Raw genomic sequence first — 17,750 nt, forward strand, 5'->3', positions numbered from 1 at the left:
ATCCCGAGCGGAAAAGTCGAGAAAGCGAAAATTCTGGTCAAAGGAGTGCGGTGAAGCCGGAGTTGTGAAGTGTGCATGTCGTTTTGGCGTGGCCTCTCCGGCGGGGATGCTACCAATGCAAGGAATTTGTTCATTACTTACTTGATTCGCGCAAGTCCCTTCCGTTCCAGGATCGAATCTGACAGCATCGTCCGCTATCCGGCGACCGATTGCCGGTGATCACTGCGCCGGTGTGCCCGTGGGGTGTCCGTCTGTAGCCGTTTTGTGCTCGGATCGGATCGATGAGTGGGGCCGGGATGCGACCGGGGATGCAACCGGGGGAGGAATTTGATGCTCGGCTTCGTCGTGCGCAGACTGCGCGGGCGACTGCCGCTGGCTGCCGCCGTCCTGCTGACGGTGCTGATCACCACGGCGGTGCTGACCGCCTTGGTGACCTTCAACAGCGGTGTCGGCCAGGCCGGCCTGCGGCAGGCGCTCCAGGGCCCCGGCCATGCCCGGACCACCGTGGTGGTGACCGTCGAACACGGGCTGGACCAGCGGACGAAGGACGAGGAGGCGCTCGCCGGCTACCGGCGGAAGCTCTTCGGCGACCTGCCGGTACGCACCGACAGCCTCCTGCGCAGCCGCTCCTACGGCCTGCCGGTCGTCGGCGCCGCGGCGGGTGCAGCAGGTGCATCGGGCACGGCCGGTGATGCCACGTCGGGCGGTCAGCCCGCCGGGGCCAGGGTCGACCTGACGGTCCTCGCCGACGTCGACCGCGGCCGGGCCCGGCTGGTCGCCGGTGCCTGGCCGGGCGTCGCCGCCGGGCCCGTCCAGTCCACCGCCCCGCAGGCCGCCGTGCCGCAGACCATGCTGACCCGGCTCGGCCTCGGCGAACAGGCGCTGCCCGCCGACGTCCAGCTCGCCGACCGGCTCGACGGCAAGCCGCTGACCGTCCGGGTCACCGGCGCTTACCGGGCCGTCGACCCGTTCGACCCGTACTGGCGGATCGACCCGGTCGGCGGCCACGAGGTCGAGGTCGGCGGCTTCACCACCTTCGGCCCGATGATGGTCGACCAGAGCGTCTTCACCGCGGGGAGCCTGCCGCAGACCAGCCGCGGCTGGCTGCTCGACGCCGACTTCGCGGGCGTCGACCAGGACGCCGCCGAGGCCATCGGCGACCGCGCCCAGGGCCTGAACGAGGATCTGCGGAAGACCTCGTCACTGGCTGCGACGACGGAACTTCCGGATGTGATGCGCGAGTTGTCCGCCAGTCTGATGGTCGCCCGGTCCACCCTGCTGATCGGAGCCCTCCAGCTGGCCGTGCTCGCCACGGCGGCCCTGCTGCTGGTCGTCCGGCTGATCTCGGCCCGTCAGGAGCGGGAGAACGAGCTGCTCGCCGCCCGCGGCGCCTCCGGCCTCCGGCTCGGTGGCTTCACCGCCCTGGAGCTGGTGCTGCTCTCGCTCCCCGCAGCGGTGTTCGCACCGTTGCTCACCCCGTTCCTGGTCCGCGTCCTGGCCGGTCTCGGCCGGTCCCACCAGGTGGTCCTGGACACCGGCATCGGCTGGACGCTCTGGCCGGTGGCCGTGCTCTGCGCCCTCGTCTGCATCGTGCTGGCCATCGTGCCGAGCCTGCTGCGCGGTGCCGGTGCCGCCCTGCGCCTGCGGGCCGGTCGTCGTCAGGCGCTGGTCTCCGGCATCGCCCGCAACGGCGGCGACCTCGCGGTGCTCGCCCTGGCCGCGCTCGCCTACCAGCAGCTCGACCAGTACGGCGGCGGACTGTCCGTCGACTCCTCCGGCCGGCTCGGTGTCGACCCGCTGCTGGTCGCCACCCCCACCCTGGCCCTGTGCGCGGGAACCCTGGTGGTGCTGCGGCTGCTGCCGCTCGCCGCCAAGTTGGCCGCCCGGGTGGCCGCCCGGGGCAGCGGCCTCGGCCCGGCCATGGTCGGCTGGCAGCTGGCCCGTCAGCCCGCCCGGGCCACCGGGCCCGTCCTGCTGCTGGTGATGGCCGTGGCCACCGGAGTGCTCGCGCTCGGCCAGCACGCCACCTGGACCGCCTCCCAGCACGACCAGGCGTCCTTCAACACGGCCGGCGGCCTGCGCATCTCCGCCTCGCACACCGCGCTGATGGGCCAGGGCGGCCACTTCGGCGCACTGCCCGGCGGCGACCGGCTGATCCCGGTGGACCGCGAGGACCAGGCGCTGTCGAACGGCAACGGGCAGGTGCTCGCGGTGGATTCCGCCGCCCTCGCCGACCGCGTCCCGTACCGTGACGACCTGCTGGGCGGGGTCGACCGGGCGAAGGCGTTCGGCACGCTCGCCCAGCCGGCGCCGACCGGCGCGAAGGCCGGCGTCACGCTGCCCGGCCGCCCGCTGCGGATCGACGCCGACCTGGCCATCCGGCAGGTGTTCGACAACAACGGCCTGCACCCGCCGATCCCGTCTCCGCCGGAGGTGACGCTGCTGCTGCGGGACCGCTTCGGTTACGTCCACAAGGCCCCGTTCGCCGACCTCCCGGTCAACGGCGAGCAGCGCGCCTCGGCCCCGCTGAGCACGCTGGTCGACGCCCCGGTGGGCTCCGTCGCCGCACCGCTGACCCTGGTCGGGGCGACGGTCTCCTTCGGCGACCGGGTCGTGGGTGAGGTGACCGTCGGTCGGCTGGCCGTCTCGGACAGCGCGGACGGGCCCGCGACCGACGTTCCGGTGCCGGCCGGCCTCTCCTGGAAGGGGGATGTCGTCGACGGGCCGGCACTCCGGAGCGGGGCCGCGCCGCCAGTCACCGTACGGCCCGAACCGGCCGACGCCGGGCGGCTGTTCACTGTCGACTACGCCTCGGCGAAGGTCTCCCTGCGGGCCGTCCTCGGCATCGCGGGCGTGGAGGCGCCTAGCGTCGTGAGCGGCGTCGCCACCGAGGACTACCTGAAGCTCGTCGGCGGCTCGGTCGGCGACGTCCTCCGGGTGCCGTTCGCCGGGGCCGTCGTCCAGGTCAAGATCACTGGGGTGGTCCAGGCCGTGCCGGCGACCGGTCGCAACGCTCTGGTCGTCGACCTGGCCACCACCGCGCGGCTGCTGGCCGCCCAGGGTCGCACCCTGCCCAGCCACGCCGAGTGGTGGCTGCCGGCCACCGGGCCGGGCGACCGCGCTCCGGCCGAGCTGGCCGCCGCCCTGCGGGCCGCCCCCGGCTCCCAGGACGTCCAGCTCTACGACGAGGTCTCCGGAGGAATGCTCAGCGACCCCGTGGGCGCCGCCCCGCAGAACGCGCTGATGGCCATCGCGCTCGTCACCGCCGTGCTCGCCGCGATCGGCTTCGTCGCCGCCGTGGCCGGCTCGGCCCACGAGCGCGCCCGGGACTCCGCGCTGCTGCTCGCCCTCGGCGCGCCGCGCAAGCAGGTGACCCGCACCGTCGCGGCCGAACAGGCGCTGCTGGTCGGACTCGGCGGGACCGTCGGGCTCGCCCTCGGCGCCCTGCTCGTCCACCTGATCGTCCCGTTCGTCGTCCTGACGCCCGCCGCCCGCCCACCGGTACCCGAGGCCCTGATCGACCTGCCCGTCGGCCAGGCCCTGCTGTTCGCGGCCGCGATCGCCGTCGCCCCGCTGCTGTCGGCCTTCCTCATCGGACGCCGCCGTCGAGACGTGGCCAACCGGCTGCGCCACGTGGAGGAGATGTGACCACCCAGGCCGGCACCCGTGTGCCCACCCCCGACACCGCCCACCGCCCCGCGCGCTGGGTCCGCACCAGGCTGCGGGCGAACCCGCTGGCCGCGCTGCTCATGGCGGCCCTCGCGTTCGTCACCGTCTTCCTGGCGGCGGCCTTCCCCCGCATCGCGGACCGGGGCGCGGACGCGGCGCTCCAGGACTACGTCAGCCAGAAGGGTCTCACCTCGACCAGCCTGCAGACCACCTCCAAGGTCCTCGACGACGACGGAGCGGTCAAGCTCGACCGGGTGCAGCAGACCCTGATCGAGACGGTCGGCCCAGAGCTGACGCTCGCCCGGTCGGGCGAGGCCTACGGCGCCCGCGCCCTGGGCTCCCGCACCATGGGCAATCCGGGGTACGCCCGGATCGCGGAGAGGACCCTCCCGGACCTCAGCCTGCTCTACCTGCACGATCTGGCCGGCCGGGCCACCCTCACCGACGGCACCTGGCCGACCCCCGGTGCCGTCGGCGGCCCGCTGCCGATCGTGATCAGCAAGAAGGCCGCCGAGACCATCCGCATCAAGCTCGGTGACGTCATCGACAACGGCGTCGAGGGCTCGGGTGCCAAGCGGACCACCGTGGTGGTCGGCTTCTACCAGGCCAACGATCCCCTGGACCCGTTCTGGGACGACCTCGGCTGCCCGGTCCGCGCCTGCCTGATCACCGACCCCGACCGCGAGCACTGGACGACCAGCGGGTTCGTCGACGGCGACAGCCTGCCTGCAATGGCCCACTGGGGTTCGAACGCCGAGATCTTCTGGCGGCTGCCCGTCGACCCCGCCTCGCTGCACGCAGACCGGCTCGACCGCACCCGCAGCGTCATCAGCTCCTTCCTGACCGGGCGCGACGCCACCGCGTTGGCCGGCTCGACCGGACGCGCCGACCTGCACACCAGCTCGATCCTGCCCGACATCCTCACCCGGGCGGACGAGCGCTACCGGGCCTCGCTGCCGCTCAGCGCGATCGGTCCGGCCGCCGTAGCGGGCGTAGCCACCGTGGTGCTGTTCCTGGCCGCCGCCCTCACCACCGACCGGCGCACCGCCGAGATCCGGCTGCTCCGGGCCCGCGGTGGTTCCCTCGCCGGGGTGCTGCGACGGCTGATCGGCGAGGGTGCGGTCACCGTCCTGCCGGCCGCCGTACTCGGAACAACCCTCGCCCTGGTGCTGCTGCCCGCCCCCCGGTGGGACCGTTCGGTGCTGGCGGCCCTGGTCGCAACGCTGATCGCCCTGCTGGCCTTCCCGGCCCGCGCGGCCCTGCTGTGGGCGCGTGGGCGGGCGGCCGGCGGCCGACGCCGGCTGGTCGGCGAACTCGCCGTCCTGGCGGTCACCGTCGCGGCCGTGGCGGAGGTCCGGCGCCGGGGCGTCGGCACCGGTGCCGGGCTGGATCCGCTGCTGGTCGCCGCCCCGCTCCTGCTCGCCGCCACCGGCGGGTCGTTGCTGGCCCGGATCGAGCCGGTGGTGGTCGGCTGGCTGTCCGCCCTCGCCGGCCGGGGCCGTGGCCTGATCGGCTTCCTCGGCCTGGCCCGGGCCGCCCGCGACAGCTCGGGACGCCGCAAGCCCTCCGTGCTGCCGCTGCTCGCCCTGCTGATCGCCGTCACCGCGACCGGCTTCGGCGCCACCGTGCTCGACACCGTCGATCACGTGCGGACCCGCGCCGCGCGCATCGCCACGGGCGGGGACATCGGCGTCTCCCTCCCGGGCTACGCCACCCTGACCGAGTCGTTCACCAAGGCCGCCGGCGAGCTGCCGGGCGTCCGGGCCTCGACCGCGGTCTGGGTCGAGCCCAAGATCCGCATCGTTGACGCCGACCGGAACTACACCGAGGCCTACCTGGTGATGGTGGTCGATCCGGCGGCGTACGCCGAGATCGCCCGGACCCTCGGGGTCGGCGAGTTCGATCCGGCCAAGCTGGCCGGGACGTCCGGTGGCCGGGACACCCCGGTGCCCGCCCTGGTCAGCCGCGACCTGGCCAAGCGCCTGGCCGCAGGGTCGTCCCAGGTGCGCACGCCCAACGGCAATGACCTGCGCCTGACCGTCGCCGCGACCGTCGGCGCCACCCCCGCGCTGCCGGACCCGGGCAAGCCGTTCGTCGTCGTTCCCGCCGGCCCCGCCTGGGAGCGACTGCCGGACGCCAAGCGGGTGAACGAGTGGTTCGCCGTCGGCGACGTCGACCCCGAAGGGGTCAGGACGGCGCTGCGGGAGAACGGCGGGGCCCAGCCGGTCGGTCTGGCCAAGCTGATCGCGGACGCTGCAGCGGCGAGCGGCAAGGCCACCCACGGCCTTCCCTCGGGATACACGGTGCACAGCAGCCGGGAGACCGCCGCCGCGCTCGCCGCCGACCCGCTGCAGCACGCCGCGGGACGGCTGTTCTGGTACGCGGCCGCCGCCAGTGCCGGGTTCGCCCTGCTCGCCGTGCTGCTGACGCTGTTCCGGGCCGCACCCGACCGGACGGCCGTGCTCGCCCGGCTGCGCACCATGGGGCTGCGGCCGCGTCAGGGGCTGGCGCTGATCGTCGCCGAGGCGCTGCCGCAGACCCTGGCGGCGGCCGTCGGCGGCGGCCTGGTCGCGGTCGCGGCGGTCGCCCTGCTCGGATCGGCCTTCGACATCTCGACGCTGGTCGGCGCCAAGGTCGGCGACGCCATCACCCCCGCGCTGATGCCGGTGCTGCTGCCCACGGCCGGACTGGCCCTGCTGGTCTGCCTGGGCGTGGTGGTGGAGACGCTGGTCGCCGGGCGGCGGCAGATCGCCACCGAACTGCGCGCCGGGGAGCGGTCATGACAACGGGATCAGCGGCACGGGCCGTGACAGCGGCGAGGACCGCCGGGACAGTGGGGACCGGAGCGATGAAGCAGAGCGTCGAGACCGTCGAGACAGGAGACCAGCCGTGAAGAGCACCCCCCAGGAGCGGCCGGCCGCCGAGGCCCCCAGCCTGCAGGAGCTGCGGCAGCGGGCCCTCGCCGCCGCCTCGCCCAAGGCGTACGGAGAAGGGGCGGCCATCGTCTGCGACCGGCTGGTGCGGATCTTCAGCGCCGAGGGGATCGAGGTCCAGGCCTTGCAGGGCCTGGAACTGACCATCCGGCAGGGCGACCTGGTGGCTCTGGTCGGCGCCTCCGGCAGTGGCAAGTCCACCCTGCTCACCATCCTCGCCGGACTGGACGTGCCGACCGCCGGCACCGCCACCGTGGCGGGCTGCGACCTGTTGGAGATGTCCACCAAGGAGCGGCTGCGCTACCGGCGCGAGGTGGTGGGCTTCATCTGGCAGCAGACCGCCCGCAACCTGCTGCCGTTCCTGACCGCCGCCGAGAACATCGCCCTGCCGATGCAGCTGCGCGGCCGACGGTCCGGGGCCGGGGGAGCGAAGCAACGGGCCGTGAGAGTAGCCGAGTTGATGGAGGCCCTGGAGATCGGCGACCTCGCCCACCGACGGCCCGGCGAGCTGTCCGGCGGTCAGCAGCAGCGGGTCGCGATCGCGGTGGCGATGGCCAACAACCCGCCGGTGCTGCTCGCCGACGAGCCGACCGGTGAGCTGGACTCCGAGACCGGCGGGGTGATCTTCGAGGCCTTCCGCACCGTCAACCGGGAACTCGGCGCCACCGTCGTCATCGTCACCCACGACCCGATGGTCGCGGGGGAGGTGCGCCGCACGGTCGCCATCCGGGACGGGCGGACCAGCAGCGAGGTGCTGCGCCGCACCGTGACGGACGAGCACGGCGAGGAGTCGATCAACGAACGCGAGTACGTGATGCTGGACCGCACCGGTCGGGTGCAGCTGCCGGTCAAGTTCCTGGAGGCGCTCGGGATGGAGCACCGGGTGGCGGTGGACCTCGCGGCCGACCACATCGAGGTCCGGCCGGACGATCTGGCCGGGCACTGACACGGCCTCAGTCGTCACCGTCCATCCGCGGGAAGAGGCCGCTGCCCTCGGCGTCCCTCCGCAGGTCGGGCGGCGCGGCCTCGGCGTCGCGCTCCCCTCGGGAGGTGGCGGTGCAGCGGGCGAAGACGAGCAGGGCGCTGGCCGCCACGGCGAGGATGCCCAGTGCGGTGAGGACGCGTAGCCAGGTCAAGGGAGGGCCTCCTGGAGACGGTGCGCGGGAACGCCGCCGAGGTGTATCGGGAGTTCGGCCCGCACGGTCGAGTGCCCACGGTCGGTTCTTCCCACCGAGCGCCCGCGCGAGAGGCCGCCCGCGCGGTCGCTCGAAGCGTTGACGGGGCGCGTCACACCCCATCGCGCGCCCCTGCGGCGGTGACGGGCCGTCCGGCCCGCGCGGTCACCAGGGCGCGCAGCACGGGCAGGTCCGGCTTGCCCAGGCTGTTCAGCGGGATCGCGGGGAGGAGCAGAAGCGCGTCCGGGGTGCACCGAGGGTCCCCGCGCTCGCCCACCCAGCGGCGCAACTGCTCCGCCGTCACCCGCGCGCCCGGGGCGAGGGCCACCGCGGCGTTCACCCGCTCCAGACGGTCCGGGTCGATGGTCGCGAACATCACCGCCTCCCGGACGTCCGGGTGCATCCGCAGGGGTTCCTCGACCTCAAGGGGGAACACGTTGTGCCCCTCGACGATCGCCATCGGGTCCCGCCGCCCGGCCACCGTCAGGAAACCGGCCGCGTCCAGACTGCCCAGGTCACCGGTGTGCAGCCAGCCGTCCCGCAGCACCCGCTCGGTCAGCTCCGGGTCGCGCCAGTAGCCGGCCATCGCGGTCGGGGTGCGCACGCAGATCTCCCCGGTCCGGCCGGGCGGCAGGGGTGTGCCCTCCTCGTCCAGGATGCGCACCTCGGTGTCCGGGTACGGACGCCCGGCGGTGATCAGCAGCCGCGGCGCCAGGTGCTCGTCCGGGCTCAGCCGGGAGACCGGACCGCACTCCGTCAGGCTGTAGGTCTGGTGCAGCACCCGCCCCAGCCGCCGGGTCGCCTCCGCCAGCCGGCGCGGCGAGGGGGTGCAGCCGGTGTAGCCGACCCGGCGCAGACTGCCGGTGTCGGTCGCGGCCAGCAGCGGGTGGTCCAGCAGCGCGTAGAGCAGATGCGGCGGCAGGTACACCCGCGACACCCGGTGCCGCTCGATCGCCGCCAGCACCTCGCCGGCGTCGAATCCCTCCTGCAGCACCACCGTGCCGCCCGCCGCCAGGGCGAAGTCCGCCGTCGTACCGCCGCCGTGGCACAGCGGCGTGCAGAGCAGGAACGACGCCCCGGACAGCAGCGCGGGCCGCGGCGGGCGCGCGAAGCGGCGCAGCACGCCTTTCGGCCGTCCGGTGGTGCCGCTGGTGAACCGCACGGCCATCACGTCCTCGGGCTCGTACCGCGGCTCCGAGGGTGCGGGGGAGCAGGCCGCGGCGAGCTCCAGTAGGTCCGCGCCGAGTGCCGTCGGGCCGAGGGCGAAGAGGCCGGCGGACGGGAGCGCTCGCGCGATCGCGTCGGCCGCGGCGGAGCAGGTCGACGGATCGAACACGAGCGCCGTCGTCTCGACGAACTCGGCCAGCGTCACCAGCTCGGAAACCGGACCCTCCGGATACGGCATCGTCACCCGGCACCCGATCAGGTTCGCCGCCAGCCGCACCAACAGTGCCTCCGGCCGGTTCCCGGCCAGCACCGTCACCCCGTCCCCGCGCCCCAACCCCGCCCGCTCCAGCGCACGGGCCATCCGGAACACCGCGTCCAGACAGTCCTGGCCGGTCAGCGCCTCGTCCCCGCGCCGCAGCGCCACCCGCCCCGGGTTCCGCGCCAGCCCGTCCAGCACCAGCCCGGTGTACGTCGGACCTGCCTCTGTCATGCCCACCCTCCCTGTCTGACGGTGCGTCAGCCTAGTGGGTGCCGGCACCGCGAGTGCGCTGCGGTCACGGCGGTCACGGGAGGGGCGGGAGGGATGGGCCCCGCGGGCGAGGTGAACCGGCCGCCTCGAACGGGATCCGCGCCCAGCCGCCCAGCAGCCGCCCAGCAGCCGCTCTGCGGCCCTCGTCCCGCTGGAAGGGCGGTCGGTCCTCACGCCAGGGCGACGACCAGCAGGACGAACGCCGTGACGATGGCGGCCACGCGCACGTAGTGGAGACGGTCCCAGCGGCCGAGCTGCTCCCGCCAGTCCGCCGGGGCGCTCTCGGGGGTCCAGTGCGCCGCCCGCGAGTTGATCGGGACGAGCAGGGCGACCGACATCACCACGCTGAGGACGAGCAGTCCGGCCGCCGTGGCGACCAGCCCCGCCCCGGCGCCGCCCCAGGCCACCGCCGACCAGGCCGCGCCGAGCACCACCGAGCCGATGTACCAGAACGGCATCACCCGGCCGAGCAGCTTGGCCCCCGCGCTGCGGGCCGCGAGGCCGCCGTTGTGCGGCAGCCCGTCGACGATCGGGTTGACGAAGACCGCCACCGCGAACTCCACGCCCACCAGTAGGCCGACGACCACGACCGTGACGACGGCGAGTGCGTTCTGCATGTCCCCTCCAAGGCTCCGATGCGACGCGTCCGCACGTTTCTAGCGCCGCTAGGTTCTGACGCAATGCTAGAAGTGTCGATGCTCGAATGTCTAGCGCTGCTAGCACTTCCACGCGTCGAACGGCCTGAGCCGGGTCGGCTTCATGACATGTCAGATCTCGACCGTGGACCGACTCCCCACCACCGCGATGGACGAGGAGCGGGCTGCTGCCGCGGCCGTCCGACCCGAGCGCGACGCGGGCCCGAACGCTCAGCGCCCCCGCGTACCCGCTACGCGGGCATCACCCCGTGGATGCGGGAAATGGTGAACATGCGCTCGTCGTCCCGCAGGTGGCACCAGGCGTGGAGGTACGGGGCGTCCAGTTCGAGTCGGCTGAGGGTACGGACGGTCGCGTTGCCCGAGGTGGCGACGTACTCGATCGTGATCGCGTGCCCCTCGCTGACCGCATGGGCCAGCTGGCGGACGTCGGTGAAGGACAGGTTGCGCGCGTACCCGGCGATGGTCTCCTCGGTGTCGCTGGCGTACGGGCGGCCCTCCCGCGGGTCGGGCTCCGCGGTGTCCTGCGGGGCACCGCCCAGCCTGGCGGCGAGGGCGCTCACGTCGACGGCCCTCCGGGCGTCCGCGGCCCGGACGTCCGTTCGCCGGCTGCGGGACCTGCCACCGGGCACGCGAGGGGGCGGTACCGGGCCCGCCGCACGGCGGCGCTGGGCCCGCTCGATGCGGACGGACCCGTCGGGCTTCTCGGCGACGGGGGCGTAGCCCGCGGCTCGCAATGCCGCGAGCGTCTTGTCCGGCGGGGTCCGGCTGATCAGCACGGTCGGCGCCAACTGCCGCAGACCGAGCGGGGAGAGCTTGCGGTGGGCGGCCAGTTCGGCGAGGAGTGCGGGTTCCTCGCCGTGGATCACGCAGGCTGCCGGGACGACGCGCACCCGGCCGTGGCCGCGGGCGGTGTCATGGATCAGGTAAGCGAGCGGTTGGGGAAGCGGTTCGACGGCGACCGCGGCCAGGTCGGCCGTGAGGGCGTCGGGCGTGAGGCCCGCGTCGAGGGCGCGCCGGACGCTTCCCGGGCCGAACCGCCATACGGACGCCGCGCCGAAGGTTTCCCGGTCCGCGACGGAGTCCAGCAGCGTGACGAGGGGAGCCGACGGCGTGCCCGCGACCACGGCCGTGAGGTCGCTGCCGAAGCGGGCCGTCCCGGTGGCGGCGGGCAGCAGCCGTCGACAGGCGTCCGTCAGCGCTTCGGCGTCATCGGTGAGCAGGGCGGCCCCGATCGGGGACAGGGCCCCGAGGGCGAGTGCGCCGAGCAGTTCCGCTTCGCGGATCAGGGTGGCGAACGGCGTGGTGTCCTGGGGGAGTTCGTCCGCCAGCGGACGATGCCACACGATCAGCGCCCCCAGGTCCGCCGAGTGCGCCGCGCCGGTGCCGGTCGGCAGCTGCGCCGCGGCACAGAGCAGCCCGGACCGGGCCTGTACGCAGCCGGTGCAGGCCGGCGCTCCGGCGAGGGCGGGCAGGGCCTTCCCCTCCTCGTCGCGGCTGCCGCCGGGGGTGAGCGGAAGGCTCCGCCAGGCTCGGAGCAGCACGGCGAGTCGGTCGGCCGGTTCCTCCTCGGCCCAGGTGTCGTAGGCCTCGGTCGCGGCGACCCGGTCGTCGTCCCGGGCCAGTAGCCCGGCCTGGCCCGCCGTCTCCAGCGCGAGGCGCACCGTGATCTCGTCGCACTGCGTCGCCTTGCCGATCCGGGACAGCTCGCGGGCGCCGATGCCGCCGGCCTTCAGTCGAGCCGGTGGGGACGCGGCGCACACCCTGAGAACGGAGGCGGCGTGGGCGGAGAACGCCATCGCGGCGGCGGTGGCCTCCCGCTCGAGTTCCGAAGCGGTGACGGACACCGCCTCCACGGAGGGCGGGACAGGCGTGAACGGCGCGTGCCAGCCGGCGCCGCGCAGCGCCAGAGCCACCTCTGCGGGCATGCGGGCCGGACCGTACCGATGGCGGTCCGGAAGCAGCAGGCCCCGCTCCAGCGCCCATCGAGCGCCGGGATCGGCGTCGGTCTGCGGCGCACCGAACATGATGAGGGGAAGCCGTTGTGAAGCCCGGTTCGCCCGCCGCTCCAGCAGTTCCCGGGTGGCGGCAGGGGCCTTGGCCACCAGTGCCGCGACCCGGGCCGGATCGCCGTGGTGGTCGACCAGCGCCTCCAGCCGCTTCTGTTTGGTGTTGCCGACGGGCTTGATCCCGAGCTTCGCCACCATGCGGCCCAGTTCGTCGGAGGTCGTGCCCGCGAGCAGTTGCGCCAGTGGTGCGTCGAGCCCGAGTGGCGAACCCCATGCCTGCCGCAGAGGTGCCGCCATGCGGAGCAGCCCGTCGCCGTCCGGCCACACCAGGGCGCGATCGGCCAGCGCCGCCAAGGCCGCTTCCAGCCCGCGAGCACGTTCCCCGTCCGACGCGTCCAGGAGTTCGGCCAGAGCGTCTCGGGACGCGGACGTCAGTGCGGCGAGTGCCTCCGCCACCTGCAGGTGTGGCAGCACGAGCCGGGGCAGCGCCAGCGTCACCGACGCCGGGCGCTGAAGGCGGTCCGCCAGTTCACCGATCGACCGCGGTTCCGGAGCCGACACCGCGTCCGGACGCGCCGCCAGGACTCGTGCCAACCCGGGGGTGTCGAGACCGCCCAGCCACGTGGCCAGGGCCGATGCGCTTGCCTTGCTGATGGGGAACACCTCGTCGCGTTGAGGAACGTCGTCTGCCCCGAGGTCGGTCGGGGAACTCAAGGATGGCGTACCGCCGGAGCCGGTGGGCTCCTCCGGTATCGCCGCCGGGTCAGCCGGCGGTGCTGACCGGCTGAGGGCCGGTCAGGTCGTGGTTCCGGCCCTGGAAGGTGCGGCGGTACGCGGCGGGCGAGACGCCGATCGTGGCGGCCAGGTGCTGGCGCAGGGAGGAGGCGCTGCCGAACCCGGCGTGCTCGGCTACCCGGTCCACCGGCAGGTCACTGGACTCCAGTAGCCTACGGGCGAGTTCGAGCCGCTGGGTGGTGAGCCACTGGCCGGGGGTCTGACCGGTCTCGGCGAGGAAGCGACGGCTGAAGGTGCGCACGCTCATGCCCGCCTGGGTGGCCAACTGGGCCAACTGGATGGGTTGGTGCAGCTGTCGGAGGGCCCACTCGCGGGCCCGGGCGGTGTCACTGCCGGTCGCATCGGGGACGGGGCGGGCGATGTACTGGGCCTGTCCGCCCTCGCGCCATGGCGGAACCACGCACATGCGGGCGACCTGGTTGGCGATCTCGCTGCCGTGGTCGCGGCGGATCAGGTGCAGACAGAGGTCCATCCCGGCGGCGGCGCCGGCCGAGGTGAGTACGTCGTCGTCGTCCACGTAGAGCACGTCGGGGTCGAGCGGGGTCCGCGGGTACAGCGCGCGGAAGCGCTCGGTGTACCACCAGTGCGTGGTGGCGGGCCGGCCGTCGAGCAGTCCGGTGGCGGCGAGGACGAAGGAGGCCGTGCAGATCGACACCAGGCGGGTCCCGGGCCTGAGTTGGGCCAGGGCGGCGGCGACCGGTTCCGCGAGTGGGTCGCTGCCGCCGATCGGGTCGTTGATGGGCGCCACGATCAGGGTGTCGGCAGTGGCGATCACGCTCGCGTCCTGCTCGACGGCGATCGAGAAGTCCTCGCCGGTCTGCACCGGCCGGCCGTCCGGGGTGCAGGTGAGCACTTCGTAGAGCCGGTTCCCGTCCGGGCCGTAGGCGAGGCCGAAGGCCTTTGCGGGGATGCCGAGTTCGTAGGGGATGACGCCGGGGAGAGCGAGGACGACGACGCGGTGCTTGGCCCGTTGCATCGCCAGATCCTCTCACTTATTGGCGATCTGGCCACTCGTTTCGGTCGATCGGCGGCGTCAGGCTGTGGACCAGGCGCTGATCAACCGCTGATCGACCGCGAACGAGACGGGGAGTGATTCAGGATGGCGGAGAAGATGCTGGCCGTGGCCTTCGAAGAGCCGGGCGGGCCGGAGGTCCTGAAGGTCGTGGAACGGGAGCGGCCGGTACCCGGTCCGACGGAGATCCTGGTCCGGGTGCACGCGGCCGGCGTCAACCCGGTGGACTGGAAGACCCGGGCGGTCGGTGCCCTGTACGTCCCCGGTGACGGCATCGTGGGGTGGGACGTCTCGGGTGTGGTGGAGGCGGTCAGCCGCGGTGTGACGATCTTCCGGCCGGGCGACGAGGTGTACGGAATGCCGGGCTTCCCGCGGATGGTCGGCGGCTACGCCCAGTACGTGGCCGCTCCGGCACGCCACTTCGCCCCCAAGCCGGCCGGACTCGACCACGTACAGGCGGCGGCCCTGCCGCTGGCCGCGCTGACGGCCTGGCAGGCCCTGGTGGATACGGCGGCCCTGCGGGAGGGGCAGCGCGTCCTGGTGCACGCCGCGGCGGGAGGCGTCGGGCACCTGGCGGTGCAGATCGCCAAGGCGTACGGCGCGCACGTCATCGGTACGGCCAGCGCGGGCAAGCACGAATTCGTGCGGGGCCTGGGCGCGGACGAGGTGATCGACTACAGGGAGGTCGACTTCGCGTCGGTGGTCTCCGATGTGGACGTGGTGATCGACCCGATCGCCGGGGCCTACCAGGAGCGCTCGCTGTCGGTCCTGCGGAACGGCGGCACGTTGATCACCCTCCCGGCCCGCGAGAGCGAGGCGCTCGCCGCGGCCGCGGCCGCGCGCTCCATCCGCTCGGGCTTCATGCTGGTCGAGCCCGACCGGCGGGCGCTGTTGGCCGTCACGGAGCTGGTCGAGACCGGCAGGCTGAAGGTCCACGTCGACGCCGTCTTCCCGCTGGCGGACGCCGCCAAGGCCCACCAGCTCGGCGAAACCGGAAGGGTCACGGGGAAGTTGGTGCTGACGGTCGACTGACGGGATGTCATTCATCGCCCGCGGACCGGCGGGACGCGCCAACCGGTTCCTCCGGGTCCATGCATCACCGGACCCCGACGCGCGAAGAGGTCTCCCACCGTGGCAAGTGGAACGCCAGGGTGAACCGGGGTGTTGTTAGGGTGCCCGGTCGGATGCGAACGGGGGAGTGATGGGCGGCGAGGTGGATGTGGTGGTGGCGCCGCGAGGGGTGGTGGACCTGCGCGGGGCTGGTGGGGCGGGGTTCGTGGTGGCGTATCCGGCTGATGCCGTGGTGGTGGTGTCCGGGCTGCCGGGGGCCGGGAAGAGTACCTTGCTGCGGCGCTGGTGCGGGGGAGGGGGTGTGGTGCGGGCGGTGGATCCGCGGGCGGTGCATGAGGCTTGTGAGGCGGTGATGCCGGGGTGGTTGCCGTACGGGGTGTACCGGCCGTGGGCGCGGGTGGAGCACTTCCGGTTGCTGCGCAGGTCGGTGCGGCGGGGTGGGCCGTTGGTGGTGCATGACTGCGGCAGCCGGGCGTGGATGCGGCGGTGGCTCGCGCGGGAGGCTGGGCGGCAGGGGCGTGAGCTGCACCTGGTGTTGTTGGACGTCGGCGCGGACGCCGCGCTCGATGGGCAGCGGGCGCGTGGGCGGCATGCCTCGGCCCGGGTGTTCGCCCGGCACCGTCGGGGGTTGGACCGGCTGGTGGCGGCGTTTGCGGTGGGCGGGTCGATGCCGACGCCGGAGGCGGTGTCGGTGCTGCTGCTCGACGGGGTCTCCCGTGTGCGGGCGGAGGCGGTGCGCTTCGGTCCCGCGTGCCGAGGTCGGCTGTGCGCGCGGTGTCCGGAGGACTTGAACCGCGGTGGCGGAAGGGGAGGATGGGGGGATGGTGACGATCGATACCTCCCGTCTGGTCCTGCGTCGTTGGCGCGAGGGCGATGTGCCGGCGATGGCCGCGGTGAACGCGGACCCCGAGGTGATGCGGTGGATCCGCGACGGGAGGGTCCTCACCCCGGAGGAGACGCGCCGGTGGATCGAGCGGATTGAGAAGGTCTGGGACACCGAGGGCTTCGGCCTGTTCGCGGTGGAGCTGCGGGCGACCGGTGAACTCGTCGGGTTCACGGGCTTGGCCGTTCCGTCCTTCCTGCCCGAGGTGCTGCCCGCCGTCGAGATCGGCTGGCGGCTCGGCCGACCGTTCTGGGGCCGGGGCATCGCCACCGAGGCGGCGACGGCGGTGCTGCGGTTCGGGTTCGAGGGGCGCGACCTGGAGCGGATCATCAGCATCGCCCAGGTCGGCAACTCCGCCTCCGAGCGCGTCATGGCCAAGCTCGGCCTGCGGCCCGAACGCGAGACGACCGTCCCGGGAAACGGCCGCGTGGTGCGGGTCCACGAACTGACCCGCGTGGCATACCTGGCCCGCCGTCAGGCGTGAGCGGGAAAACCGCTCGCCGCGCGTAGTGGTCCGGCCCTACGCTCGGTGCGCTGAAGGCCCGAGCACGGGGGAGCGCATGAGCAAGGCCGAGGTCGTACGGGCAGCCAACGGGTTGGGGGAGCGCTGGCTGGAGCAGCTCGACCCGCAGGGCGGGACGGTGCTGATGCCGGCCGGGGTGTGGCCGCTGCTCGGGTTGTTGGCACCGGCCGGGAGCGTCCCCGTTCAGGGCGAGTTGGCGGAGGCGCTCGGGCTGTCGCCGGTGGCCGCCGCGGAGCGTGCCCGTGAGATGTTGGGCCTGCTGCGGGGGATCCCGGCGGTTCGGACGGCGCTGGGGCTCTGGACGAACGACCGGCTGCGGCTGCACCCGGAGTGGCGGGCGGGGCTGCCGGCGGACGTGCACGGGCGGCTGACCGGCGATGCCGAGCGGGACCGCAAGCTGCTGGACGCCTGGGCGCGGCGGGAGACCGACGGCCTGATCGACGCGATGCCGGTCGAGCTGACCGCGGGCACCCGCCTGGTGCTGGCCGCCGCGCTCACCGTGCGGACCGACTGGATCCGGCCGTTCAGGGACTTCGGCGGGCCGCGGGCGGACGAGCAGGCGGGCTGGAGGGAGCCCGTCCACTACCTCTCCCGCACGACGTCGATGCTGGACCGGGCCGCCGTCCTGGAGACCCCGGCCGGTCCGGTCACCGAGCTGCAGGTGTACGGGTACGGGGACATCAGCGTCCACCTGCTGCTCGGCGAGCCCGACGCCCCGCCCGGCCGGGTGCTGGCCGCCGGGATCGGGGCGCTGTCGCAGCGGCACCGCCGGACCACCGTGGACCGGATGCCCGTCGGCACCCCAGGCCCGGGGCTGACGGTCGAATGGCTGCGGCGCTACGAGCCGCGGGACGTCCTGGCCGTGAGCGTCCCGAAGTTCACCGTCGAGGCGGACCACAACCTGCTGGCCCACCGTCGGCTCTTCGGTCTGACGACGCTGGCCACCCGCTCGGAGACCGAGAACCGGCTGCCCGGGCTCTCGGACGGCGAGGACGGCGATCCGCTGTTCCTGAACAGCGCCCGCCAGCGGGCCACCGCGACCTTCGGCCGGCGCGGGTTCCGGGCCTCCTCGGTGACCGCTCTGGGCATGGCGGCCGGGAGCGCTGCGGGCGCCTACCGGCTGCCGCCGTACCTTCAGCGGTTCGCCCGGGTGAGCTTCGCCCGCCCCTTCGGGTTCCTCGCCGTCCACCGCCTCTCCGGGCTGGTCCTGGCGGCCGGTTGGGTGACCGAACCCGACCCGGCCGTGGACCCCTGGGTCGGCCTGGCGGACGAGTGGGAGGAGGACTCGGAGGAGGACTGAGGAGGAGGGCCGAGGGCGCGCGACGGGCGGG

General features: G+C 73.8%; 11 protein-coding genes and 1 pseudogene. 7 read left to right on the plus strand and 5 right to left on the minus strand.

Annotated features, from left to right (window positions below):
* Nucleotides 1–330: 330 nt before the first annotated feature.
* From ACH4E7_RS12255 to ACH4E7_RS12265, 3 genes are all read left to right on the plus strand, one after another.
* Nucleotides 331–3,648: an ABC transporter permease gene (locus ACH4E7_RS12255; protein WP_396248964.1), complete on the plus strand. Its 3,318-nt coding sequence runs from the start codon at nt 331–333 to the stop codon at nt 3,646–3,648.
* Entirely contained in the window at nt 3,645–6,452 is a 2,808-nt protein-coding gene (locus ACH4E7_RS12260) for a hypothetical protein (protein ID WP_396248965.1), read from the plus strand. Before ACH4E7_RS12255 ends, ACH4E7_RS12260 begins: the two co-directional genes overlap by 4 nt.
* Before the next feature lie 106 nt (nt 6,453–6,558).
* The gene (locus ACH4E7_RS12265; RefSeq protein WP_396248966.1) at nt 6,559–7,548 is read left to right on the plus strand and encodes an ABC transporter ATP-binding protein; all 990 of its coding nucleotides are present in this window, start codon (nt 6,559–6,561) and stop codon (nt 7,546–7,548) included.
* A gap of 7 nt (nt 7,549–7,555) precedes the next feature.
* Here ACH4E7_RS12265 and ACH4E7_RS12270 read toward each other — a convergent pair whose 3' ends face one another.
* The 5 genes from ACH4E7_RS12270 to ACH4E7_RS12290 form a co-directional block, all read right to left on the minus strand.
* Nucleotides 7,556–7,738, minus strand: coding sequence for a hypothetical protein (locus ACH4E7_RS12270; RefSeq protein WP_396248967.1), 183 nt, complete (start codon nt 7,736–7,738; stop codon nt 7,556–7,558).
* Between the two features lie 151 nt (nt 7,739–7,889).
* A complete protein-coding gene (locus ACH4E7_RS12275; protein ID WP_396248968.1) occupies nt 7,890–9,434 on the minus strand; it encodes an AMP-binding protein in 1,545 nt (514 codons plus the stop codon).
* Nucleotides 9,435–9,643: 209 nt separating this feature from the next.
* Nucleotides 9,644–10,090, minus strand: a complete 447-nt coding sequence (locus ACH4E7_RS12280; RefSeq protein ID WP_396248969.1) for an anthrone oxygenase family protein — start codon at nt 10,088–10,090, stop codon at nt 9,644–9,646.
* Between the two features lie 269 nt (nt 10,091–10,359).
* Entirely contained in the window at nt 10,360–12,729 is a 2,370-nt protein-coding gene (locus ACH4E7_RS12285) for a helicase C-terminal domain-containing protein (RefSeq protein ID WP_396248970.1), read from the minus strand.
* 169 nt (nt 12,730–12,898) lie between these two features.
* Complete coding sequence (locus ACH4E7_RS12290; protein ID WP_396248971.1) at nt 12,899–13,906, minus strand: GlxA family transcriptional regulator; 1,008 nt, start codon at nt 13,904–13,906, stop codon at nt 12,899–12,901.
* A gap of 123 nt (nt 13,907–14,029) precedes the next feature.
* Between ACH4E7_RS12290 and ACH4E7_RS12295 the strand changes: the two genes are divergently transcribed.
* From ACH4E7_RS12295 to ACH4E7_RS12310, 4 genes and pseudogenes are all read left to right on the plus strand, one after another.
* Nucleotides 14,030–14,974, plus strand: a complete 945-nt coding sequence (locus ACH4E7_RS12295) for an NADP-dependent oxidoreductase (protein ID WP_396248972.1) — start codon at nt 14,030–14,032, stop codon at nt 14,972–14,974.
* 169 nt (nt 14,975–15,143) lie between these two features.
* A pseudogene (locus ACH4E7_RS12300) lies at nt 15,144–15,632 on the plus strand (AAA family ATPase); the annotation flags it as partial.
* Between the two features lie 202 nt (nt 15,633–15,834).
* Entirely contained in the window at nt 15,835–16,380 is a 546-nt protein-coding gene (locus ACH4E7_RS12305; RefSeq protein ID WP_396248973.1) for a GNAT family N-acetyltransferase, read from the plus strand.
* A gap of 76 nt (nt 16,381–16,456) precedes the next feature.
* On the plus strand, nt 16,457–17,719 hold the full coding sequence (locus tag ACH4E7_RS12310) for a serpin family protein (RefSeq protein ID WP_396248974.1): 1,263 nt from the start codon (nt 16,457–16,459) through the stop codon (nt 17,717–17,719).
* Nucleotides 17,720–17,750 lie beyond the last annotated feature (31 nt).

The sequence above is a fragment of the Kitasatospora sp. NPDC018058 genome, assembly GCF_044327205.1.
Lineage (GTDB): Bacteria > Actinomycetota > Actinomycetes > Streptomycetales > Streptomycetaceae > Kitasatospora.

Bases quoted from the DNA above. Each gene is read 5' to 3' on its own strand.
- ACH4E7_RS12295 (WP_396248972.1), top strand. From the start codon at position 14,030: ATGGCGGAGAAGATGCTGGCCGTGGCCTTCGAAGAGCCGGGCGGGCCG.
- ACH4E7_RS12280 (WP_396248969.1), bottom strand. From the start codon at position 10,090: ATGCAGAACGCACTCGCCGTCGTCACGGTCGTGGTCGTCGGCCTACTG.
- ACH4E7_RS12275 (WP_396248968.1), bottom strand. From the start codon at position 9,434: ATGACAGAGGCAGGTCCGACGTACACCGGGCTGGTGCTGGACGGGCTG.
- ACH4E7_RS12290 (WP_396248971.1), bottom strand. From the start codon at position 13,906: ATGCAACGGGCCAAGCACCGCGTCGTCGTCCTCGCTCTCCCCGGCGTC.
- ACH4E7_RS12255 (WP_396248964.1), top strand. From the start codon at position 331: ATGCTCGGCTTCGTCGTGCGCAGACTGCGCGGGCGACTGCCGCTGGCT.
- ACH4E7_RS12305 (WP_396248973.1), top strand. From the start codon at position 15,835: ATGGTGACGATCGATACCTCCCGTCTGGTCCTGCGTCGTTGGCGCGAG.
- ACH4E7_RS12310 (WP_396248974.1), top strand. From the start codon at position 16,457: ATGAGCAAGGCCGAGGTCGTACGGGCAGCCAACGGGTTGGGGGAGCGC.